Here is a 21,905-nt window from a genome sequence, read left to right as displayed (position 1 = left end):
CGGGTGGACCACCGGGACGCCATACGGGCTGCGGACCCCCTCGTCGTCAAGGTGGGGTCCAGCTCGTTGACCCGCGCGGGAGGCGGGCTCGACACCGCGCTCATCGACGCGTTGGCCGATGTCCTTGCCGCCCGGCATGCCGCCGGGCACCGGGTCGTGCTGGTCTCCTCCGGTGCGATCGCGGCCGGTATGACGCCGCTGCAGCTGGCCAAGCGCCCCAGCGACCTGGCCACCCAGCAGGCGGCGGCGAGTGTCGGCCAGACGGCGCTGATGGCGGCATACACCGCGGCCTTCGGGCGGCACGGCGTGCTCGTCGGCCAGGTGCTGCTCACCTCCGACGACGTGACCCGGCGTGGTCACTACACCAATGCCCGCCGCACCCTGGAGCGCCTGTTCGCCCTCGGAGTGGTGCCGATCGTCAACGAGAACGACACGGTCGCGACGCACGAGATTCGCTTCGGCGACAACGACCGCCTCGCCGCCTTGGTGGCGCATCTGATCGGCGCCCGCGCGCTCGTGCTGCTTTCCGATGTCGACGCGCTGTATGACGGCCCGCCCTCCCGGCCGGGCGCGCGGCGGATCGGCTTCGTCCCCGATGCCGAAGACCTCGGGGAGATCGACATCTCCAAGCGGGGCTCGGCGGTCGGCACCGGCGGGATGATCACCAAGGTCGAAGCGGCTCGCATCGCCACTGGCGCGGGCGTGACCACCGTGTTGACCTCTGCGGACCGGGCGGGAGACGCGCTGAGCGGGCAGGACGTCGGGACGGTCTTCGCGCCGACCCAGCGCGCCCGCACAGCGCGGCAACTGTGGCTGGCCCATGCCACGGCTCCGCAGGGCGGCCTGGTGCTCGACGACGGCGCGGTGCTCGCGGTGACCCGGCGCGGCAAATCGTTGCTGCCCGCCGGGGTGCGCGAGGTGCGTGGCAAATTCTCCGCCGGAGATGCCGTCGATCTGGTCGACCTCGGCGGAACCGTGATCGCCCGCGGCCTCGTTAACTACGACGCACACGAACTGCCGAACCTGCTCGGCCGCAGCACGCGCGAGCTGGCCCGGGAGCTCGGACCGGAATACGAGCGCGAGCTCGTCCATCGGGACGATCTGGTCGTCCTTCGACGGGGAAAGTGATGACACCCGAACCCTCCTCGACCCCCGACCCGGTCTCCGACGAGACCTCAGCCGAGGCCTCGGGCGAGACCGCGGCCGAGCAGAAGCCCTGGTGGGACGACCCGCGGATGCCCTGGCAGGGCAAACCCACCCAGGCCGACCTGCGCTGCTGGGCCGCCATCGCGCTGCTGGGTGTCTACGGCATCGCCATGCTGCCCCTGCGCCCGGTGCTGCTGGGCCTGAACTCCTACCTGCTGGCGTGCGTCACCGGCTCGAATATCGCGATGGTCGACATCGGTGCCCGGCTGCGGATCGGACCTGAGCCGTGGTGGTGGGCCGGGCTGCTCGCCGCCGCGCTCACCTCGATCAAATTCGACTGGGTCTTCTGGTGGGCCGGCAAGCTGTGGGGTCACCGGATCATCGAGGTGTGGGGCGGTCGCTCCCGCTGGGCTGCCCGCACCGGCCGGTATGCCGAGCAGCTCGCTCGCCGCTTCGGTGGCCCGGCGGTCTTCCTCGTCTGGTTCATCCCGTTCGTCCCGTCGGCGATCGTCAATGCCTTCGTCGGCGACGTGGGGATGCGGTTGCGCAAATTCCTGCTGATCGACTTCGCGGCCGCGGTCGTCTACCGCGGCATCTGGATGTATGTCGGCTATCGCGTCGGCCAGCCCGCGCACGACTTGGTCACGACCATCGCCCGGTACAGCAACTATCTGGCGATCGCGACGTTGGTCGTGGTGTTCTTCGGGGTCTGGAACCGTCAGCGCCGCGACAAGGCAGCCGCCGCCTGATCCGCCCGCGGCCCCGGCTCAGACCCGCAGGAAGCCGCCATTGTGGAGACTTTTAGCGCGGGTTCGGCGTATCGGCTGGTGAAGTCGCCAATGTGGAGACTTTTGGCGGCATACCGGCTGGTGCTGGCCGCGGAAGTCGCCATGATGGTGACTTTTGGTGGGCGCGGGTGAGGCGGGCCTGAGCCACGCGCCGGTTTCTCACCATGTCGTCGGCCTCGGCACCGCCGTCGCAGCCGACCTACGATGAACCGCATGACCGACGCCGCCCTTGAGGAGTCCCGCCAGCGGGTGCGTGATGCTGCCGAGCGAGCCCGCAGCGCCTCCCGCCGCCTCGCCTTGCTGTCGCGAGCCGAGAAGGACGCGGCGCTCGGCATACTGGCCGACGCGTTGACGCAGGCGAGCGGGCAGATCGTCGCCGCGAACGAGTCCGACCTGACCCGCGGGCGCGAGCAGGGTATGCCGGAGTCCCTCCAGGACCGCTTGCGGCTCACCCCTGAGCGGGTTGCGGCGATCGCGGACGCGCTGCGCGAGATCGCCGGACTGCCCGACCCGGTCGGCGAGGTCGTGCGCGGCTCGACGCTCGCCAACGGCCTGCAGATCCGCCAGGTGCGGGTGCCGATGGGCGTGGTCGGGATGATCTATGAGGCGCGCCCCAATGTCACCGTGGACGCCGCCGGTCTGGGCCTGAAGAGCGGCAACGCGATGATCCTGCGCGGCGGTTCGGCCGCCGCCGACTCCAATGCGCAGATCGTGCGCACGCTGCGCGCGGCCCTTGAGCAGGCCGACCTTCCCGCCGATGCGGTGCAATTGCTCGACGGCGGCCACGACGACGTCACCGCCCTCATCACCGCCCGCGGGCTGGTCGATCTGGTGATCCCGCGCGGGGGAGCGGGCCTGATTCAGGCCGTCGTGCTCGGCGCGACCGTGCCGGTGATCGAGACCGGCATCGGCAATGTGCACGTGTATGTCGACCGTGCGGCCGACCTCACGGTCGCGCGCGACATCGTGCTCAACTCCAAGACGCAGCGGCCCAGCGTGTGCAATGCCGCCGAGTCGCTGCTGGTGCACGCCGAGGTCGCCGAGGAGTTCCTGCCCAAGGTGCTCGGCGACCTGTCGGCGGAGGGCGTGACGCTCTACGGTCAGCCGCTCGTCGTCGAGCTGGGCCGGGCGGCCGGCATCGCGGTCGAGCCGGTCACCGACGAACAGTTCGCGGCGGAGTTCCACGGGCTGGAGATGAGCGTCGGCGTGGTGCCGACCCTGGACGCCGCGATCGAGCACATCGACCGGTTCGGCACGCTGCACACCGAGGTGATCGTCTCCGAAGACCGTTCAGCGACAAGGAAATTCATCGCCGAGGTGGATGCTGCGGTGGTGATGGTGAATGCGTCGTCCCGGTTCACCGATGGTGGCGAGTTCGGGTTCGGTGCCGAGATCGGCATCTCCACCCAGAAGCTGCACGCTCGCGGGCCGATGGCGCTGGCCGAGCTGACCAGCACCAAGTGGATCGTCGAGGGCGACGGTCAGATCCGCGCCTGATTGCCGTCCCTCTCGTCGGCGCGGCGGTCGTCGGCCAGGGAGTCGTAGGCGACGTAATAGGACGGCCGCGCCTGCTGGCTGGCATAGATCCGCCCGACATATTCACCGAGGATGCCGAGGCACAGCAGTTGCACGCCACCGAAACCGGCCACGATCAGCACGGTCGACGTCCAGCCCTGGACGACATTGCCACGGGCCTTTTGCCAGAGGGCGAACAGCAGCATCAACGCCGCGACGGTGAAACCGATCAACCCGAACCAGGTGGCGAACCGCAGCGGCGCCTGGCTGAACCCGGTCACCGAGTCCAGCGTCAGCTTGAGCATCTTGGACAAGGGGTACTTCGACTCCCCGGCGGCGCGCTCGTCGCGCCGATAACCCACGGTGGCCGAGGGGAAGCCGAGGGTCGGCACGACCAGCCGCAGCACCCGGTTGTGCTCCGGCAGCGCCATCACCGCGTCCACCGTGGAGCGCGACATCAGCCGGAAGTCGCCCGCGTCCATCGGCGCATCGATGCCGGACAGCCGCCGCATCGTGGTGTAGAACAGCCGCGCGGTGGAGCGCTTGAAGGCGGTGTCGGTCGAGCGGTCGGTGCGGACGCCATACACGACGTCGACATTCTGCGACCGCCCGACGTGGAGCATCTCGGCGATGACCTCGGGCGGATCCTGCAGGTCGGCGTCGATGGTGACCGCCCACTGCCCGCGGGAGGCGCCGAGCCCGGCGGAGATCGCGGCCTGGTGACCGGAGTTGGCGCGCAACCGCAGCACGCGCAGCTGCGGCCACTCTCGCTTGAACCGCTGCAGCAGCACTGGCGTCTGGTCGGCCGAACCGTCGTCCACGGCGACCACTTCGTAGGGCTCGCCCAGTTCGTCGAGGACGGGGCGCAAGCGCTCGACGAACAGCGGCAGGACGTCCTGCTCGTTGTACATGGGGACGACGACCGAAAGACACAGCGACATGGTGGGCTCATAGTAGGTGGTCGCCCGCAAAACTCCTGACAGCAGGCGCTAGGCTGCCGCCCATGTCCTCCCGCTTTGTGTCGCTGCTCGCCGAGCCCGAGGTGCCGCCGCTGCGTGAGCACGAACTCCCGATGCCGCCCTGGATGTATGGCGCCCTCGGCCTGCTCTTCTTCGCGGTGTGCCTGGGCATCCTGTGGGCCTTCCGCAACACCGCGGCGCGGTTCGGGGCCACCTCGGCCACCGACGCGCCGGTGCATGACGACCGCTCCGCGGCCGACGGCGAAAGGCACTGACCCTGCGACTCGGGGTGATGGGTGGGACCTTCGATCCCATCCACCATGGGCACCTCGTGGCGGCCAGTGAGGTCCAGTCCCTGCTCGACCTCGACGAGGTCGTCTTCGTGCCGACCGGTCAGCCCTGGCAGAAGGCCGGGCGCGAGGTCTCCCCGGCGGAGCACCGCTACCTGATGACGGTGATCGCCACCGCCTCCAACCCCCGCTTCTCGGTGAGCCGGGTCGACATCGACCGGCCGGGGCCGACATACACCTTGGACACCCTGCGCGACCTGCACGAGCAGCGGCCGGACGCGGAACTGTTCTTCATCACCGGTGCCGACGCGCTCGCCCAGATCCTGTCCTGGAAGGGCGTGGAGGAGCTGTGGGATCTGGCGACCTTCATCGGGGTCACCCGGCCCGGGCACGAGCTGTCCAAGACTGGACTGCCGCAGGATCGGGTGATCCTGCAGGAGGTGCCCGCGATGGCGATCAGTTCGACCGACTGCCGCAACCGGGTGGTCGCGGGGGAGCCGGTGTGGTACCTCGTGCCGGACGGCGTGGTGCAGTACATCGGCAAATACCAGCTCTACCGGCCCGGTGCCGGGGTGCTGCAGGACGAAACAGACCAGAAGGGGACCGCGTGACCGCCACCGATCGGGCGATCGAACTCGCGCGTGCCGCGGCCGCCGCGGCCTCGGACAAGCTGGCGACCTCGGTCGTCGCGATCGACGTGAGCGACCAGCTCGCCCTGACCGACGTCTTCGTGGTCGCCTCCGGTGACAACGAGCGCCAGGTGACCGCCATCGTCGACGCCATCGAGGAGCGCCTGCACGAGCTCAAGGTCAAGGTCGTGCGCCGCGAAGGCAAGCGCGAGGACCGCTGGGTGCTGCTCGACTTCGGCGACATCGTGGTGCACGTCATGCACGACGAGGAGCGCGAGTTCTACGACCTCGAGCGCCTCTGGCGCGACTGCCCTCCCGTTCCCCTGGACGTATGACGACCGCTGCCGTCCCGGGGCCGTCCGAACGTGCGCTCGGTGCCGGCGAGCCGGTGCGCCGCCTGATCGTCTGGCGGCACGGGCAGACCACCCACAACGCCGCGGGCATCTGGCAGGGCCAGCTCGACACCGAGCTGTCGGAGCTGGGGCGCTCGCAGGCGGCGATCGCCTCGGCCGCGCTCACGGCATACGACCCGGTGGTGATCTGGTCCAGCGACCTGCAACGAGCCGCGGCGACGGCGGCAGCCCTGGCCCGGCGGACCGGCCTGCCCGTGCACACCGATCAGCGCCTGCGGGAGATCGACGTGGGTCGATGGTCGGGGCTGGACGGCGGGCAGGTGCGGACGGCATACGGCCCGATGCTCGATGCGGTGACTCGTGGCGAGGACCTGCGGCGGGGCGAGACGGGGGAGACGGTCGGCGAGGTTGCGCAGCGCACCCGCGCCGCCGCGGACGACCTGCTGGCGCGGCTGCCGGCCGGCGCGACCTCGGTGATCGCCACGCATGGGGTTGCGGGCCGGGCGCTGGTCGCGGCGCTCGCCGGCATCGACCAGCACACCGCCTGGCTGCATTTCGCCGGCCTCGGCAACTGTCACTGGGCGGAGCTCGTCGAGTCCCCGCACGGCTGGCGGATCGAGCAATGGAACGCCCGCGCGCCGCAACCTGAGGCGCCCGAGAAGGAAGAGACCTCATGACCCGCCGCACCTCCAAGCTCGGCTCGCGCAAGCACTACCAGCCGCACCAGCTGTCGCGGCTGATGAACTTCTTCCCGCCGCTGCTCGGCATGGGGATCCGGGTGCGGGAGTTCACGCCGGACTGGACGGTCGCGCGCGTCGAACTCAAACTCAACCGGCTCAACCGCAACCAACACGGCACGGCCTTCGGTGGCTCGATCGGCGCGATGTCGGATGCGTTCTACGCGCTGCTGCTCATGCACCAGCTCGGCCGCGACTACTACGTGTGGGACCAGGCGGCCGAGATCACCTATGTCAGCCCCGGCGTGGGCACCATCTTCGGCACCTTCGAGGTGCCCAAGGAGCGCACTGAGCAGATCCGCGCGGAGGCGGCCAGCGGGGAGAAGGTGCTGCCGTGGTTCGAGACCGAGCTCACCCTGCGCGATGGCACCGTGGTCGCGCGGGTGCGCCGGCAGCTCTACGTTCGCCGCAAGAAGAGCGCGACTGAGGCCGCCGAGCCCATGGAGTCGACCAACTTCGAGGGCTGAGTTGCGTTGTGCCGCACCTGATTTGGTCGCGGGCCGCGCACAGGGCTAGAGTATGCCGGTCGCCGCGTTGAGCGGTCGGCACACCTGGGGCTATGGCGCAGTTGGTAGCGCGCTTCCATGGCATGGAAGAGGTCAGGGGTTCGAATCCCCTTAGCTCCACCACAAGCAGGCTTACGGCCGGTGCGATCCGCGGGCTGCCGCGGGCACATCGGCGATTGTCCGCACGATCGTTTCCACAAGCGCCGGCAACGGCTGGGTGGCATCCACGCGCAGGTGGCGCTCCTCGTCGCTGTAACTCTCGAAGGTCGCGAGCTGCGAGTCGAGCATGTCGGCACGCATGAAGTGGCCCGTGCGCGCAGCGAGCCGCTCCCACAACTTCTCGGCCGGCACCTCAAGGACGATGAAAAGCGCTGTGGGACATCGCGATACAAGGACAGCTCGGTGTGAGCGGCGCAGGGCGGAACAACTGGCGACGACGCCCTGCGGGTGGGCGGCCAAGGTTTCGCCGACCCGCCGCAGCCACGGCTCCCGATCGGTGTCGGTCAGCGGCTCCCCGGCAGTCATCTTGATGATGTTGGCTGGCGGGTGCAGGTCGTCGCCCTCGATGAACGGTATGCGCAGTGCCTCGGCGAGCGCCGCGCCCACAGTCGACTTGCCTGACCCGGCCGGGCCGGCGACGACCAGAGCCGGCACCGGCGCCATCACGCGGGAGGTTGTGTGTCGCGTAGGTGTTGCAGGACCACCGCGTTGTCCTGGTCGCCGAGACCGGCGTCGGTCAAGGCGTTGAACAAGCCAGCGACGGCACTTCGCACCGGGAGATCGAGCGACCCTCCGGCCTCTTCAGCGAAGCGCAGATCCTTCACCAGGAATTTCGCCGGTCCGGTGGGGCGGAAATCGTCATTAGCCAGGGCGTGCCGCTTCTGGGTGAGCACCTCAGACGCGGCCAGCCCACCAGCCAGCATGTCCAGCATCAACTCCCGGTCCAGACCGTTCCGCTCGGCGATGAGTGTCGCCTCCGCGAGTGCGCACAGCGTCGCGGATACAACGAGCTGGTTGCAGGCCTTGGCGACCGACCCGGCTCCGACTGGCCCGAGCAGGCGGACCGTCGTGCCCAGCACGGCCAGCAATGGTGCCACCGCGTCGAAGTCGGCCTGGTCCGCACCGACCATGATGGACAACCGGCCCTGCTCGGCGCCCGTCACGCCGCCGCTCATCGGCGCATCGATCAGCCGTATGCCGCGATCCGCCAGCGATGCGGCGAGGTCGGTGATGGCGACCGGTGAGCAGGTGCTCATGACGATCAGGGTCCGCGTTGCGGCGTCATCGAGCAGTCCGTCCGCGAGCAGCGGTCTGATCATCTCGAGTTCGGGCAGGAGATAGAGCACGGTGGCGCATCGGCCGGTGACCTCGGCGGCGGAGCGCACGATCGTGCCACCGTCCAATTCGCGGTCGGCACGATCCCAGCCGATGACCTGATGACCTGCGGCGACCAGGCGGCGGGCGATCGGCATACCCATGTTGCCCAAGCCGAGGACCCCGATCGGGGTGCGGTCCACCATTACGCATCCTCCTTCAGCGATGCCCACCGTGGCTGACGCAGAACCTCGGTGTTCACCACGAACCGAGGTCGTCGGCCGGCGGCCACGTCCAAGACGGCTCGCACGCAGCTGGCGCCGTTGCCAGCAGACATCTCGTCGGTCCAGGCGAGACTGTGCGGACTGAGCACGACATCGTCGCGCTCACGCAAGGTTGACCTCGTCGGCTCTTGCTCGAAGACATCGAGGCCGGCACCGCCCAACCGGCCGGACTCCAAGGCCCGGATCAGAGCCGACTCGTCGATGATCGGGCCACGGGACAGATTGACCACGATGGCGCCTTCCGGCAACGCCTGCAGGATCTGGTCGTTGACCATGCCCCGGGTCTGCTCGGTCAGCGCGCTGAGGACCACGAGGACGTCACTGCGGCGGGCGAGGTCGATGAGATCGAGAAGTTCGACGCCGAGCCGGTCGGCGACCGCTGGGGAAGCGTAGGGATCGTGGGCCACGATCCGGCAGTCGAAGGGGGCGAGGAGGCCGACGAGATCCTGGGCGACATTGCCCAGGCCGAGCAGTCCGACGGTCCGGCCGGTCAGGCCACGCCCCATCCACTGCTCGCGCCGCGACCAGTCGCCCTCGCGCACGATCGCATCCTTGACGACGAGGTTGTGCAAGACCGCGAGGATCATCGTCAAGGTGGCCGTCGACACCGGCCGGCGGGCGCCGTCCGGCGTGATGGTCAGGATGGTCCCGGCGGCGGTGCATGCCGTCAGGTCGATGGCGTCGTAACCCACCCCGAAACGTGCGATCAACTGCGGCGGTTGGGCCAGGCCCTCGAAGGTGGCGGCGGTGACTGCCGGCGCGGCGATGATGAGGGCGTCGTACCCTTCGATGTCTGATGGCGAAAGGGTCGAGACCGTCTGCGGAAGGTACTCCCACGAGATGCCTGCCTCGGTCAGGGCGGACAGGCCGATGTCACCCCAGACATTTTGACCACGGTCATCCAGGAAGTCGCGGCTGACACCAACGCGGGCGATGCTGGGCTGAGCGCACATCAGAAGACCGCGATCGGGTTGACCGGTGAGCCGGTGCCGCGCTCGATGTTGAGCGGTGCGACGACGAAGAAGAACTCCCATCGACCTTCCGACGCCGCGAGCGAGGCGAGGTCTTCCAGGTCCAGGTTGTCCAGCAGCGGGGTGCCCAATGCGGTGATGGCCAGAATGTGAATGGGGGAGTGTATGCCGGGAGTCGGCGATGGCCGCACGTCGGAGTCGCCGTCGCCACCCAGGACCGCCGGACGATACCGGGCGATCCACGGCATCGCATCGACGTGCAGTCCGGCACTGGCCGTGCTCGGGTCCCACGGGCCGAGCTTCCGACGTCGGGCGAAGTGCCCGGTCCGCAACAGAATGGCGTCTCCGGGGCGCGGCTCGACACCTAAGGTGTCACAGGCTCGCTGAAGGTCCTCGGCACCGACCGCGGTGCCCGGCTCCAGCCAGTCCACGCCTTCAGCGTGCGGCAGGTCGATGAGCACGCCGCGGGTGACGAGGTGACCGAGCGCGCCGACCGAACCGAAGGACGCGCCGGTCGCGTCGACAACCTCCGTCGAGACGTGCCCGTCATACAGCTCACCGCGGTAGGCGATATGCGACAACGCATCCAGATGACTGACCGCCTTGCCGTGGAAGTCGGCCCCGATGAAGTCCTTGTTGGTCGACGGCTCAGGCGCCTCTCGCACCCCGAGGTCGGACATGTAGTGCAGTGCCGGCACCGCGTTGTCCGGTCCGGCGACGGTATTCCACGGCAATCCCAATGCAGCAGAACGACCCGAGCGCACCAAGCGCGCGGCGTCCGCGGCCTGTCGGGGACCGGCCTCGGCCCACGCACCGCGCGAGGCGTCGGCATGGGTGCCCCAGGTGCGCAGCTGCTCGAACATCTTGTCGAATTCCGCCCGGGAGACCGGTCGGCCTCCCCGGTTGGCTGTGGTGCTCGCCGTCGTTGCGGTCGGCTCCTGCTCGCACATAGTGGTCCTCTCCGACGAGTGGGCTGTGACACGAAGCGCGTCGGCCTGTCGTGCGGTCCTTGCCGCCCGCCAAGCGCGAGCTGCGATCTACTGGTCATACTTCGAGTGGGACGCCGTGCAACCGTAAACCATAGGACTGGACGCAGTCCACTATCTTGGACAGAGGGCAGTGATGGCGGAGCAGGCAATGGCCGCGGAGGGCAAGAGCGTGGTGCCGGCCGTAGCGCGGGCTGTGGCGATCCTGGACTTGCTGACAACGACCGGTTCGCGGGGGCTCACCCTGACCGAGATCGCCCGCAGCCTGGGCATCGCCAAATCCTCAACGGCGAATCTGTGCGCCGAGTTGGAGGAGCAGGGGCTGATCTCGCACTCGGGCGAGGGCTACCGCCTGGGTCGCAAGCTGGTCAGCCTGGCCGGCGCCTATCTGGGCCAGGTCGATCAGGTCGATGAGTTCTACACCCAATGCCGACGATCCAAATATGTGTCGGCCGAAGCGGCACGATTGTCCATGCTGGACGGATTGGACGTGCTCTACCTCGCCAGGTTCGACGGGTCGCAGCCGATCCGGCTCACGGCCAACATCGGCGACCGGTTGCCTGCTCACATCACGGCTACGGGGAAGGCTTTGCTGGCAACGCTGCCCGAGGCTGCCGTGCGCGACCGCTATCAGGGCCGTCCGCTGAGTCCGGGTTTCACCGCGAAGTCACACTCCACGCTCGGGTCCCTGTTGGCCGATCTGCGCGAATGCCGGCAGCGGGGCTACGCCTTGGACGACGAAGAGACGACTCCCGGCGTGCTGTGCGTTGCCGTTCCGGTGATTGACGTGCCCGACCAACCGGCCAGGTTCGCCGTCAGCGCCACGATCCTGAAGGCGCGTGAGCACGAGATCGGGGTGCCTCGACTCGTCGATGAGCTCGTCGAGATCGCGGCCGCGATCAGCGTCCCCCTGCGAGCCCGTAGCTGAACTCCTCGCTGCGAGCGGTGGCGAGGCGGACCGGCATACCTCAGAGGGCTTGGGAGCGGAATTTCGCCTGAAGGCTTGACCAACATACTGATCGTGGTTCATTGTGGTGAACGCCAGGGTGACGTTGGCCACAGAGGAGATGTGTCATGGCGGTTCCCGACCCAGCACCTGGGCGAACCCCGCTGATCGAGATCACCGCGCTGCGGAAGGTCTTCGGCGGCACGGTCGCCTTGGACGACGTCGACCTCCGCTTGGAGGCCGGCACCATCCACGCGCTGCTGGGTCAAAACGGTGCGGGCAAGTCGACACTGATCAAGATCCTTGCGGGTGTCTACACCGCTACCTCCGGTGTGGTCGTGGTCGGTGGCACCGAAGTAGCCGGCCCGGTCGAACCCGGCACGATGGCCTTCATTCACCAGGACCTGGGTTTGGTGGAGTGGATGTCGGTGGCTGAAAACATCGCGCTCGGCACCGGATACGCTCGTCGGGCTGGCCTGATCGATTGGTCCGGAGTCCATGACAAGGGTGCTGCCGCACTGCAGTTGTGTGCCGCGCACCTAGACCCGCGCACGCCGATCTCGTCGCTCAGCCGGGCCGACCGTTCCCTCGTCGCCATCGCTCGGGCCCTCGCTCAGGACGCCCGAATCATCGTGCTGGACGAGCCGACCGCTTCGCTGCCGGCCCACGACTCTGAGCGCTTGTTCGCGGTGCTGAAAAAGCTGCGCGACTCCGGTCACGGCATCCTCTACATCAGCCACCGGCTGGACGAAGTCTTCCGAATCTCCGATCACGTGACCGTGCTGCGCGACGGCGCGGTCGTGGCTGACGGTGCTCTGTCGGACTACACCCCTGACCAACTGGTCGAGCACATTGTGGGCAAGAAGCATGCGACCTACTCGGTTGTCGAGCGCGGGCAAGGCCCGCTCGTGCTCGAACTGAGCGATGTGGTGGTCGAGGGTGCGGGCCCGGTGAGTCTGCGGCTGCACGCTGGCGAGGTCCTTGGCATGACGGGGCTGACAGGTGCCGGACACATGCAGCTCGGCCGAGCACTCGCCGGTAGTTCGCAGATTCTGGCCGGGTCGGTGGAGCTCAACGGCAAGCCTTATGCGCCGACGTCGGTCACGGACGCCGTTGCACGGGGGACCGGCTTCGTCACCAGCAATCGGGTGGAGGAAGGCTGCGCACCCGAACTCACCAACCGCGAGAACCTCCTGGTCAACCCGGCCGTGCGCAAGCGAGCGCCGTTGTCGTGGATGTCACCGCGCGCCGAGCGCCGCGAAGCGCACCACTGGATGACGCGCTTCGGTGTTCGGCCGCTCAGCACGGAACTGCCGATCGCCACGCTGTCCGGTGGCAACCAGCAAAAGATCATGATCGGACGCTGGCTTTCGGTGCCGCGCACGCTGTTGATCCTGGAGGAGCCGACCGCAGGCGTCGACGTCGGTGCCAAGGCTGACATCTACGCCCTGCTCGACCAGGCCTTAGCCGATGGCCTCGCGGTGTTGCTGATCTCTACCGATTTCGAGGAAGTCGTCACCGCCTGCCGCACAGCACTCGTCTTCGTCGACGGCCAGGTCACGACCAGTCTTTCCGGGGACGAACTCACCATCCCCCGTCTCACGACGGCTGCTTCGTCGGCCGCAACTTCGAGCTCTGTGAAGGAAGCCGTCTGATGAAGAAGAATGCGTCGGGGGTGGTTGGCACCTACGGTCTGCCGCTCCTCGCAGTGGTCCTGATCGCTGTCTTCAGCATTGCCTTGCCGCAGACCTTCCCGACCTCGGCGAATGTGTCGGCGATCTTGTCGAACAACGCGATTCCTGCCCTGCTCGCGCTCGGCGCGATGATCCCGATCGCGATCGGGAAGTTCGATCTGTCGATCGGATACGGCTTGGGGCTCGCCCACGTGCTCGCCCTGAAACTGGTGATCGCTGGCTGGCCCTGGCTCGTGGCTAGCATCACGGTCGTCCTCGCCCTCGCTCTCGTGGGTGTCATCAACGGGCTGCTGGTGGAGTTCGGACAGATCGACAGCTTCGTGGCCACCCTGGGCTCGGGCACCGTCCTCTATGCGATCACCGGGGCGATTACCGGTGGGGCGCGGGTGGTCCCCGGTGGAAGTCTGCCGACTGGGTTCGTCTACCTCTATGACACCGCCATCGGCCCGGTCCCCATCGTCGCGGTGTATGTCGCGGTCGTCGCCGCCGTCCTATGGGTCGTGCTGGAACGATTCCCGGTGGGCCGCTACTTCTACGTGATCGGCTCCAGCGCCCGAGCGGCTGCGCTGGTCGGCATATCGACCCGCAAATACGCCATCTGCGCTTTCGCGCTGTCCGCCTCGGTCACCGGATTTGCCGGCGTCCTGCTCGCCAGCCAGCAACAGGTCGGCAACCCCAGCGTTGGTATGGACTACTTGTTGCCAGCCTTCGTCGGTGCGCTGTTGGGATCGACCGCCATCCGCCCGGGACGCGTCAACGCCATCGGCACCGTCGTCGCCGTCATCACGCTGGCTGTCGGCCTCGCGGGCATCAATCAGATGGGTGCGGACTTCTGGGTCACCGACCTCTTCAACGGCGTGACCCTCCTCATCGCCCTCGGCCTCGCCGGCTTCTCGGCCCGTCGGAAGGTCGCCGCCGGACTCGGCGCCAGCCGACAGGCAATGCGGGAAGGAGCGGGTAGCGATGCGGGCCCCGGTGGCTCGAGCGCAAGCCCGAGTGCCGGAGCGCCGTCACCGTCCCAAGGTCCCGTTGACCAGGACAACGCCGACGGCGCAATCGTCCCCGACCGCCGCTGAACTCGGGCCACCACCGATAGCACTATCCCTGAACTCGCGTGATGGACAGGCAGCCCCGTCTGCCCGCAACCGCAGCACGAAGGAGAACGACGCATGTCCAGTTCCATCCGGCGCCTCGTCGCCGCGGCCTCGGCGATCATCTCGATGGTCGGTCTCACGGCCTGCTCGCACGGCAGCAACAGCTCTTCGGCTCCGAAGACCAACGCGGCCGGCGGTAGCTGCAGCAGCGTGGTCAAGAGCGCCCGCGCCGCGGTCGACAAGGCCTCCGCAAAGGACACGCCGTGGGCGGGTCCGACGACCGGCCCCGCCGCCGTCAGCGGCAAGTCGATCGTTTATGTCGCTGCCGATATGACCAACCCCGGTGTCGCCGGCGCCGCCTCCGGTGTCACTGCCGCCGCGAAAGCCATCGGCTGGCGGGTGCGCGTCATCGACGGCAAGGGCACCCCCGCCGGGACCCAGTCAGCGTTCTCCCAGGCGCTCGCGCTCCGACCGGACGGGATCATGATCGGCGGTTTCGACCCCAACTCGACCTCGGCTCAGGTGGCCCAGGCCAACCAGGCGAACATTCCGCTGGTGGGGTGGCAGGCGCTGGCGACTCCCGGGCCGAGCACGAGCCCCAAGCTCTTCAGCAATGTGACGACCAAGGTCGCCGACGTCGCCAAGATCACCGCCGACTGGATCATCGCCGAGAGCAATGGGACGGCCGGCGTCGTCGTCTTCACCGACAAGTCGATCCCCTTCGCAGCCGGCAAGTCGGCCATGATCGAGAAGGAATTGAAGACGTGCAGCTCGATCAAACTCCTCAGCACCCAGAACATCCCGCTGGCCGACGTCAGCAACCGGATGCCGGCCGCGGTCTCGTCGCTGGTCAGCAAGTACGGCCAGAAGTGGAATTACTCCACCGCGATCAACGATGTCTACTTCGAGAATGCCGCGGCGCCGTTGCGGGCGGCCGGCGTCAAGGCGGGTGACATCGTCAACATCGGTGCTGGCGACGGTGACACCTCGGCGTTGCAGCGCATCCGCAGCGGCAACTACCAGGCTGCGTCGGTGCCGTCACCGCTGGTGTCAGAGGGCTGGCAAATGATCGATGAGATGAACCGCGCGCTGAACAACGCGCCGGCGTCCGGCTATGTGCCCGCGGTCCACGTCTCCACCAAGGCCAACCTGGGTCCCGCCAATTCATGGAACCCCTCGGGTTACGAAGCGGCATACAAGAAGATCTGGAAGAGGTAGAGCGTGCTCACGTCCTTCGACCTGACCGGGCGGCGCGCACTCGTGACCGGATCGAGCAAGGGCATCGGCCGCGCGTTGGCCGCTGGGCTGCTGGCTGCGGGAGCCGACGTGGTGCTCAACGCGCGCGACCGTGACCGGTTGGTTGCGACCTATGACGAGCTGGAGCAGACCGCGCGCGGCCGGGTCGAATGGCGGGCCTTCGATGTCACCGACGAGGAACAGGTGCGCGCGGCCGCTGCCGAGCTTGGCGACATCGACATTCTCGTCAACAACGCTGGCATGCAACGGCGTTCACCGATCACCGAGTTCCCCACCGCAGACTTCGACCAGATCATGGCGACCAATGTGCGCAGTGTCTTTCTGACGTCGCGCGAGTTCGGTCGCCTCATGGTCGCTCGCGGCGCGGGAAAGATCGTGACTGTCTGTTCGGTGCAGTCGTTGCTCGCCCGGCCCGGCATCGCGCCCTACTGCGCGAGCAAGGGCGCACTGACCATGTTGATCAAGGGTCTGTGTGCAGACCTTGCGCCGCATGGCATCCAGGTCAACGGCCTGGCCCCCGGTTATTTCGACACCGAGTTGACGTCCGCGTTGGTGGCCGACCCCGAGTTCACCGCCTGGGTCGAGAAGCGCACGCCTGCCGGCCGGTGGGGCGATGTCGCCGACCTGGTCGGGCCCTTGGTGTGGCTGTCGTCCTCGGCGTCGGACTTCGTCAACGGTCAGACCATCTATGTCGACGGCGGCATGACCGCCGTCCTGTGACGATCGCCGAACGACACCCCATCTGGCGATCCACAAAGTCCGCGAGAGGAACAAGCAATGAAGGCATGCGTGGTGCACGGTAAGGGCGACCTGCGGCTGGAGCAGTTGCCGGACCCGCAACCGCGTGCCGGCGAAGTCGCCGTCCGGATCGCGTATGGCGGGATCTGTGGTTCCGACCTGCACTACGTCCACGACGGGCGCGTCGGCGACTTCCGTATCCAACAGCCGATGGTGCTCGGTCACGAGGTGAGCGGGACCGTCGCGGCCATCGGCGCCGGTGTCAACGGCCCAGCCGTCGGTGCGCCGGTCGTCGTTCACCCGGCGACGCCGGACAACACCTGTCCGGAATGCCTGGCCGGGCACAGGAACGTATGCCGCGACACGCGCTACCTGGGAAGTGCGGCGCGCATGCCGCACGTGCAGGGCGGCTTCTCCGAGCTTCTGGTCGTGCCGCACGATCAAGTCCTCGCGCTCCCGGACGGACTCGACCTTCGCACGGCGGCCCTGGCAGAGCCGCTCTCGGTTGCGCTGCACGCCGTGAACCGGGCCGGCACAGTCGCGGGCCAACGGGTGCTCGTCACCGGCGCAGGCCCGATCGGTGCCCTGGTGGTCGCTGTGCTGGCCCACCGTGGAGCCGCAGAGATCGTGGCCAGCGATCTCAGCGACACCATGCTGCAGATCGCGACGGAGGTCGGGGCGACCGCCACCGTGCGCGCCGACCGGGCCGAGCCCGAAGCATGGCCGAGCGAGGTCGATTGCCTGATCGAGGCCTCCGGCAGCGCCGCCGCGCTCAGCTCGGCGATGCCGCTCGTGCGTCGGCGCGGCACGATCGTGCAGCTGGGATTGCTGCCACCCGATGGCACCCTCATCCCCGGAAACCTTTTGGTGACAAGGGAATTGCGCATGGTGGGGGCCTTCCGCTTCGACGGGGAGCTGAGTGAGGCAGTGCAACTGCTCGCCAGTGGTCTAGCGGTTGAGCCGATCATCACCGCGAGCTTCCCGTTGGGGCGGTTCGATGAGGCGTTCGCGGCAGCGGGGGACCGAACTCGCCACAGCAAGGTGCTGCTCGACATGAGCGGGGAGCACGCTCCGTGACCCGTCGACCGATCATCGCGGTCGCCACACCGCTGAGTGTCGCGGCAGCCGACGAGCTGTGCGGCATACCGGATGTTCAGGTGCGCTACGAGCCCACGCTGCTGCCATCCATGCGCCACCCTGGCGACCACGTCGGTGATCCCTCGTTCACCCGGACCCGTTCGCAACAGGACGAGTTCGACCGGCTGCTCGTCGGTGCCGACATCTGGTACGGCATTCCTGACGAGTCGCCCGCGTCGCTGGGCCGGCTCTTGCCCGGCGCGCCCAACCTCAGGTGGGTGCAGACGATGGCAGCGGGGGGTGGCGCACAGGTGGTGGCTTCGGGACTGCCCCGCGCCGCGCTGGAACGCGTCCTCTTCACCACCTCGGCCGGCGTGCACGGGCCACCGTTGGCCGAGTTCGCCGTCTTGGGTCTGCTGATGGGTGCCAAGCGGGTGCTGCAGCTGCAGCGCGACCAGCGTGCGCATCGGTGGGCCGACCGGACCGCGACCACGACGCTCGCCGGCCGCACGGTGCTGGTGCTCGGGCTCGGCGGTATCGGCCAGGAGGTGGCGCGGCGCTGCCGGGCTCTCGGCATGCGCGTGCTCGGGGTTCAACGGAATGAGCGTCACAGCGACGCCGTCGACCACAGTTTCCCGCCCGACCGGTTGATCGAGGCGGCCCAGCAGGCCGACGATCTCGTGATAACCCTGCCCGGCACCGCACACACCGAGGGCATGGTGTCCACGGCGGTGCTGCGCGCGCTCGGCAGCGGAGCCACTGTGGTCAACGTCGGTCGCGGCACGGTCATCGATGAGCCGGCGCTGCTGGCTGAACTCGACTGCGGGACAATCGGATTCGCAGCCCTCGATGTCTTCGCCGAGGAGCCGCTGCCGGCCACCTCGCCGCTATGGGAGCACCCCCGGGTGCTGATCAGTCCCCACACCGCCGCGTTGGACGCGGACGAGGATCTGCACATCGCACAACTCTTCCGGGACAACCTGGCCGCGTTCCGCGCGGGGCGTCCACTGCGCAACGTCGTGGACCTCGACGCCGGTTATTGATCGACGACGTCAGCAGGTGCGGGCACCACCGTTGTTGAACACAGGGTCCGCGCGGCGAGGTCCGATTCGCAGATCTCCTCGAGATGCTCCTTGCGACGCCACGCTGCCCACTTGGTCTGACCGATCTTCTCGTAGCCGAGCACATGCGGTGCGATGGGCTCGAGGCTGATGCCGCGGAAGTGGGCCACAGCTCGCGCGGAGCGGAGCAGGTCGTCAGCATCGATGCCCTGCCGGGCGAGTTGGACAGTGTCGACGTAGTCACGCCACCGGGTGCTGCTGATACCTCGCTCCAGGATGGTGATGCCCTTCTCGGCGATCGTCGTCTCCGGGAGACGGTGGAAGATCTCATCTACCAGAACTGCTTCTGGACCTGCGACACCCGGGACTGGACCGGGGCGAGCGCCGCGCGGATCGTGCGGCGCGCGGTGTATGGCGACGCGACCACCGTGCGTGCCGACGCTGGCGGAGTAGTGCTGATGCACATGAACGGCAAACACACCGGCGAGGCGCTGCCCGACCTGATCGCCGGACTGGCCGCGCGGGGACTGACCTTCCCAGCGCTCTGACGGGCAGCCCGCACTGGTAACCTCACCGGGTCGCGCGAAGGAGCGAAGCCGGTGCGAATCCGGCGCTGTCCCGCAACTGTGACGCCCCACCCGGGCGAAGCCAGGTCGCCTCCCCGCGCGAAGTCCCATCAGCTCTCGTGGGTCAGAGCGATGTGCGCAGGCACACGGCATACCCGCGGGCCGAACCGGAAGAGGTATGCCGGAATGCGCCGGTCCACCCTTGTCGTCACCCTCGCCGTGAGCACCCTGCTCGCCGGCTGCGGGTCGAACACTCCCTCCAGCTCCACCACCTCCGCTGGCGGCAGCTCAAGCTCCAGTTCCAGCGAGTCCGCCACCAGCTCCGGCGGGTCCAGTGCTGCGAGCTTCCCCGCCACCGTCACCGCCGCCAACGGGCAGGTGACCATCCCCAAGCAACCGCAGCGCATCGTGTCGTTGTCGCCGACCGCCACCGAGGACCTCTTCGCGATCGGTGCGGGCAAGGCCGTCGTCGCGGTCGACGCGCTGTCCAACTACCCGGCCAATGCGCCGAAGACCACGCTCTCCGGCCTGACGCCGAACATCGAGGCGATCGCGAAATACAAGCCCGACCTGGTCGTCGCCTCCCAGGACAGCGGCGGCCTCGTCGCCGGCCTGAAGAAGCTCGGCGTGCCGGTGCTCATCCAGCCGGCCGCGCAGAAGATCGACGACGCCTACACCCAGATCAACGGGCTCGGCACCGCCACCGGTCACCCGCGCGAGGCGGCCAAGACGGTGATGACGATGCGCACCCAGATCGCCTCCGAGGTGGCCAAGGGCGGCAAGCACCCCGGCGTGAGCTACTTCTGGGAGGTCAGCGCGGCGCCCTACTATTCGGCCACGTCGACCACCTTCATCGGCCAGGTCGTCGGCCAGTTCGGGCTCACCAATGTCGCCGACAAGGCCAGCAAGGCTGCCGACGGTGGCTACCCGCAGCTCACCCCCGAATACATCATCGCCGCCAAGCCGCAGTTGATCTTCCTGGCCGACGCCGATGCGGCCAACGGTGGTCAGAGCGTCGCCAAGGTGATGGCCCGCCCGGGCTGGGCGGCGATGCCGGCGGTGCAGAACAAGAACGTCATCCCGGTCAACGCCGACCTGGCCTCGCGCTGGGGCCCGCGCCTGCCGCAGTTCGTGGCCGCCATCGCCAAGGCGGTCAGCGGGGTGAAGGGTGGCGCCTCCGGCAGTGCGTCGAGCAGCGCTGCCTGAGCACCGCTTCGGGCGGGCGCTGACGCTCGCCCTGCTCGTCCTGCTCGCGGCGCTGCTGATCAGCAGCGTGGTCGGGGCGGCCGGCATCGACCCGCTGTCGGTGTCGGTCACCCTGATCAACGAGCTCCCGGGCGTGCACCTGCCGCACGCGCTCGACCCGCTCGACCGCACCCTGCTGCTGGAGATCCGGCTGCCGCGGCTGATCCTCGCCGGGCTCGTCGGCGGCGTGCTCGCCGTCGCGGGCGCCGGCTATCAGGGCGTCTTCCGCAACCCGCTGGTCGACTCCGGCCTGCTCGGCGCGTCGGCCGGCGCCGGCCTCGGCGCCACCCTGGTCATCGTCGGCACCGGGTCGAGCGACGGCGCGGTGGTGCCGGTCGCAGCCTTCGTCGGGGCGCTGCTCGGTGTCGGCTTCGCCTATCTCGCCGGAGCGGGCCGCCGCGATGTGTCCACTCTGCTGCTCGCCGGCATCGCGGTCTCGATGTTCCTCAGCGCGGTGCAGACCTTCGTGCTGCAACGCTCCACCCAGAATCTGCAGGCGGTCTACTCGTGGTTGCTCGGCTCGGTCTCCGGGGCCACCTGGCATCGCGTGCTGATCATGCTCCCGTATGCCGTGGTCGGCTGCCTCGGCGTCTTCCTGCACGGTCGCCATCTCGATCTGCTCGCCGTCGGTGATGAGGAGGCGACCTCCTTGGGTATGCCGGCCGCCCGGGTGCGGCTGTTGGTGATCGCCGCCAGCGCGTTGGCCGCCGCAAGCGCGGTGGCGGTGAGCGGGCTCATCGGCTTTGTCGGGGTGGTGATCCCGCATGTGGCGCGGCGCCTCGCGGGCTCGTCATACCGCAGGGTGTTGCCGTTGTCGCTCGTGCTGGGTGCGGCCTTCCTGATGCTCGTCGACACGGTGGCCCGCACGATCGTGTCGCCGGGTGAACTGCCGATCGGCGTGGTGACCGCGCTGATCGGCGCACCGGCCTTCGTATGGGTGTTGCGCGCGCTGCGCGGGAGCGCCACATGACGCGGCTGACCGCGCGCGGGCTGGGGGTGCGCTTCGACGGCGTCGACGTTGTCACCGGCGTCGACCTGACCGTGGAGTCGCCGGACTGGCTGATGATCGTCGGCCCGAACGGTGCGGGGAAGTCGTCGTTGGTGCGCGCGCTCGCCGGGCTGCTGCCGGTGTCCGGCCGGGCCGCCGTCGACGATGTCGAGCTGGCCGGACTGCGTCCGCGTCCCCGGGCCCGGCTGATCGGCTATGTGCCGCAGGCGCCGGTGCTGCCCGAGGCGATGCCAGTCGCCGACTACGTGATGCTCGGCCGCACCGCACACCTCGGCTATTTCTCCGGGCCGCGACCGGTCGACCGCGAGGTGGTGGGCTCGGTGCTGGACACCCTCGAGCTCACCGACTTCACCGCGCGCGAGCTGGGCTCTCTGTCCGGCGGCGAACGCCAGCGCGTCACCCTCGCTCGGGCACTGGCGCAGGAGCCGACCGTGCTGCTGCTCGACGAACCCACCTCCGCCCTCGACCTCGGCCATCAGCAGCAGGTTCTCGAACTCGTCGACGGGCTCCGGCATCGTCACGACCTGGTCGTGGTCATGACCGTGCACGATCTCACCGCCGCCGGGCAGTATGCCGACCGCGTGCTGCTGCTCGACCGCGGCGCCGTGGTGGCCGACGGCCCGGCGGCGCAGGTGCTCACCGCGGAGCGAATCGCGTCGGTGTATCACGCCGACGTGCGGGTGGAAGTGGACGACAGCGGGCGCCCGGTCGTCATACCGGCCCGTCCGGGCACATGACAG

The 21,905-nt window shown here is 68.6% G+C and carries 25 protein-coding genes, 1 tRNA gene and 1 riboswitch; of the genes, 20 read left to right on the top strand and 6 right to left on the bottom strand.

All coding sequences use genetic code 11. The annotated features are described in order from the left end of the window. Positions 1–3 precede the first annotated feature (3 nt). The 3 genes from proB (at position 4) to G9U51_RS00450 (ending at position 3,431) form a co-directional block, all read left to right on the top strand. Complete coding sequence (gene proB / locus G9U51_RS00460) at positions 4–1,128, top strand: glutamate 5-kinase (protein WP_166191611.1); 1,125 nt, start codon at positions 4–6, stop codon at positions 1,126–1,128. Beyond that, a complete protein-coding gene (locus G9U51_RS00455; protein ID WP_166191608.1) occupies positions 1,128–1,895 on the top strand; it encodes a DedA family protein in 768 nt (255 codons plus the stop codon). The genes proB and G9U51_RS00455 overlap by 1 nt, the downstream gene beginning before the upstream one ends. A gap of 243 nt (positions 1,896–2,138) precedes the next feature. Beyond that, entirely contained in the window at positions 2,139–3,431 is a 1,293-nt protein-coding gene (locus G9U51_RS00450) for a glutamate-5-semialdehyde dehydrogenase (protein ID WP_166191605.1), read from the top strand. On the opposite strand, the gene G9U51_RS00445 is transcribed toward G9U51_RS00450, so the two are convergent. Then, entirely contained in the window at positions 3,416–4,390 is a 975-nt protein-coding gene (locus tag G9U51_RS00445; protein WP_166191602.1) for a glycosyltransferase family 2 protein, read from the bottom strand. The two genes, G9U51_RS00450 and G9U51_RS00445, sit on opposite strands and share 16 nt — an antisense overlap. 62 nt (positions 4,391–4,452) lie before the next feature. Here G9U51_RS00445 and G9U51_RS00440 point away from each other — a divergent pair, with 62 nt between their 5' ends. The 6 genes from G9U51_RS00440 to G9U51_RS00415 all read left to right on the top strand — a co-directional run bounded on the left by G9U51_RS00440 (position 4,453) and on the right by G9U51_RS00415 (position 7,046). Beyond that, entirely contained in the window at positions 4,453–4,683 is a 231-nt protein-coding gene (locus G9U51_RS00440) for a hypothetical protein (protein WP_166191599.1), read from the top strand. Positions 4,684–4,685: 2 nt separating this feature from the next. After that, positions 4,686–5,309 carry a nicotinate-nucleotide adenylyltransferase gene (gene nadD, locus G9U51_RS00435; protein ID WP_166192564.1) on the top strand — a complete coding sequence of 208 codons (624 nt, stop codon included), beginning with the start codon at positions 4,686–4,688 and terminating at the stop codon, positions 5,307–5,309. Beyond that, complete coding sequence (rsfS, locus tag G9U51_RS00430) at positions 5,306–5,662, top strand: ribosome silencing factor (RefSeq protein ID WP_166191596.1); 357 nt, start codon at positions 5,306–5,308, stop codon at positions 5,660–5,662. The genes nadD and rsfS overlap by 4 nt, the downstream gene beginning before the upstream one ends. Then, positions 5,659–6,357: a histidine phosphatase family protein gene (locus tag G9U51_RS00425; protein ID WP_166191593.1), complete on the top strand. Its 699-nt coding sequence runs from the start codon at positions 5,659–5,661 to the stop codon at positions 6,355–6,357. The genes rsfS and G9U51_RS00425 overlap by 4 nt, the downstream gene beginning before the upstream one ends. Further along, on the top strand, positions 6,354–6,884 hold the full coding sequence (locus G9U51_RS00420; RefSeq protein WP_235945263.1) for a DUF4442 domain-containing protein: 531 nt from the start codon (positions 6,354–6,356) through the stop codon (positions 6,882–6,884). Before G9U51_RS00425 ends, G9U51_RS00420 begins: the two co-directional genes overlap by 4 nt. Positions 6,885–6,970: 86 nt before the next feature. Then, positions 6,971–7,046 (top strand) — tRNA-Ala (locus G9U51_RS00415). 9 nt (positions 7,047–7,055) lie between these two features. Here the strand turns inward: G9U51_RS00415 and G9U51_RS00410 are convergent. The 4 genes from G9U51_RS00410 to G9U51_RS00395 are packed head-to-tail and all read right to left on the bottom strand — an operon-like array spanning position 7,056 to position 10,442. Then, a complete protein-coding gene (locus G9U51_RS00410) occupies positions 7,056–7,586 on the bottom strand; it encodes a gluconokinase (protein WP_166191590.1) in 531 nt (176 codons plus the stop codon). After that, on the bottom strand, positions 7,586–8,443 hold the full coding sequence (locus G9U51_RS00405; protein ID WP_166191587.1) for an NAD(P)-dependent oxidoreductase: 858 nt from the start codon (positions 8,441–8,443) through the stop codon (positions 7,586–7,588). The genes G9U51_RS00410 and G9U51_RS00405 overlap by 1 nt, the downstream gene beginning before the upstream one ends. After that, positions 8,443–9,474, bottom strand: a complete 1,032-nt coding sequence (locus G9U51_RS00400) for a 2-hydroxyacid dehydrogenase (protein ID WP_166191584.1) — start codon at positions 9,472–9,474, stop codon at positions 8,443–8,445. Before G9U51_RS00400 ends, G9U51_RS00405 begins: the two co-directional genes overlap by 1 nt. Further along, a complete protein-coding gene (locus G9U51_RS00395) occupies positions 9,474–10,442 on the bottom strand; it encodes a cyclase family protein (protein ID WP_166191580.1) in 969 nt (322 codons plus the stop codon). Before G9U51_RS00395 ends, G9U51_RS00400 begins: the two co-directional genes overlap by 1 nt. A 172-nt stretch (positions 10,443–10,614) precedes the next feature. Here G9U51_RS00395 and G9U51_RS00390 point away from each other — a divergent pair, with 172 nt between their 5' ends. The 7 genes from G9U51_RS00390 (at position 10,615) to G9U51_RS00360 (ending at position 18,327) form a co-directional block, all read left to right on the top strand. Continuing rightward, the gene (locus G9U51_RS00390) at positions 10,615–11,406 is read left to right on the top strand and encodes an IclR family transcriptional regulator (RefSeq protein WP_207947894.1); all 792 of its coding nucleotides are present in this window, start codon (positions 10,615–10,617) and stop codon (positions 11,404–11,406) included. A gap of 146 nt (positions 11,407–11,552) precedes the next feature. Continuing rightward, positions 11,553–13,079: a sugar ABC transporter ATP-binding protein gene (locus tag G9U51_RS00385; RefSeq protein WP_166191576.1), complete on the top strand. Its 1,527-nt coding sequence runs from the start codon at positions 11,553–11,555 to the stop codon at positions 13,077–13,079. Next, a complete protein-coding gene (locus G9U51_RS00380) occupies positions 13,079–14,194 on the top strand; it encodes an ABC transporter permease (protein WP_166191573.1) in 1,116 nt (371 codons plus the stop codon). The genes G9U51_RS00385 and G9U51_RS00380 overlap by 1 nt, the downstream gene beginning before the upstream one ends. A gap of 93 nt (positions 14,195–14,287) precedes the next feature. After that, positions 14,288–15,430, top strand: coding sequence for a substrate-binding domain-containing protein (locus G9U51_RS00375; RefSeq protein WP_207947893.1), 1,143 nt, complete (start codon positions 14,288–14,290; stop codon positions 15,428–15,430). Positions 15,431–15,433: 3 nt separating this feature from the next. Beyond that, positions 15,434–16,189, top strand: a complete 756-nt coding sequence (locus tag G9U51_RS00370) for an SDR family oxidoreductase (protein WP_166191570.1) — start codon at positions 15,434–15,436, stop codon at positions 16,187–16,189. 57 nt (positions 16,190–16,246) lie between these two features. Beyond that, the gene (locus G9U51_RS00365; RefSeq protein WP_166191567.1) at positions 16,247–17,284 is read left to right on the top strand and encodes an L-idonate 5-dehydrogenase; all 1,038 of its coding nucleotides are present in this window, start codon (positions 16,247–16,249) and stop codon (positions 17,282–17,284) included. Next, complete coding sequence (locus G9U51_RS00360; RefSeq protein ID WP_328823226.1) at positions 17,281–18,327, top strand: D-2-hydroxyacid dehydrogenase; 1,047 nt, start codon at positions 17,281–17,283, stop codon at positions 18,325–18,327. Before G9U51_RS00365 ends, G9U51_RS00360 begins: the two co-directional genes overlap by 4 nt. Here G9U51_RS00360 and G9U51_RS00355 read toward each other — a convergent pair. Next, entirely contained in the window at positions 18,321–18,644 is a 324-nt protein-coding gene (locus G9U51_RS00355) for a nucleotidyl transferase AbiEii/AbiGii toxin family protein (protein ID WP_328823265.1), read from the bottom strand. The genes G9U51_RS00360 and G9U51_RS00355 overlap by 7 nt on opposite strands. Positions 18,645–18,662: 18 nt before the next feature. Between G9U51_RS00355 and G9U51_RS00350 the strand changes: the two genes are divergently transcribed. The 4 genes from G9U51_RS00350 to G9U51_RS00335 all read left to right on the top strand — a co-directional run bounded on the left by G9U51_RS00350 (position 18,663) and on the right by G9U51_RS00335 (position 21,902). Continuing rightward, positions 18,663–18,893 (top strand): polysaccharide deacetylase family protein, encoded by a 231-nt coding sequence (locus tag G9U51_RS00350; protein WP_166191381.1) that lies wholly within the window; start codon positions 18,663–18,665, stop codon positions 18,891–18,893. 30 nt (positions 18,894–18,923) lie between these two features. Beyond that, a riboswitch (adenosylcobalamin (AdoCbl) riboswitch) is annotated at positions 18,924–19,014 on the top strand. Between the two features lie 83 nt (positions 19,015–19,097). Next, positions 19,098–20,117: an ABC transporter substrate-binding protein gene (locus tag G9U51_RS00345; protein WP_166191564.1), complete on the top strand. Its 1,020-nt coding sequence runs from the start codon at positions 19,098–19,100 to the stop codon at positions 20,115–20,117. Beyond that, positions 20,095–21,126 (top strand): FecCD family ABC transporter permease, encoded by a 1,032-nt coding sequence (locus G9U51_RS00340; protein WP_207947892.1) that lies wholly within the window; start codon positions 20,095–20,097, stop codon positions 21,124–21,126. The genes G9U51_RS00345 and G9U51_RS00340 overlap by 23 nt, the downstream gene beginning before the upstream one ends. Next, a complete protein-coding gene (locus tag G9U51_RS00335; RefSeq protein WP_166191561.1) occupies positions 21,123–21,902 on the top strand; it encodes an ABC transporter ATP-binding protein in 780 nt (259 codons plus the stop codon). The genes G9U51_RS00340 and G9U51_RS00335 overlap by 4 nt, the downstream gene beginning before the upstream one ends. Positions 21,903–21,905 lie beyond the last annotated feature (3 nt).

It is taken from the genome of Metallococcus carri (assembly GCF_011440275.1).
GTDB lineage: Bacteria > Actinomycetota > Actinomycetes > Actinomycetales > Dermatophilaceae > Metallococcus > Metallococcus carri.
Note: the sequence above shows the minus strand (reverse complement) of the source record. Positions and strands in the feature narration are given on the sequence as shown.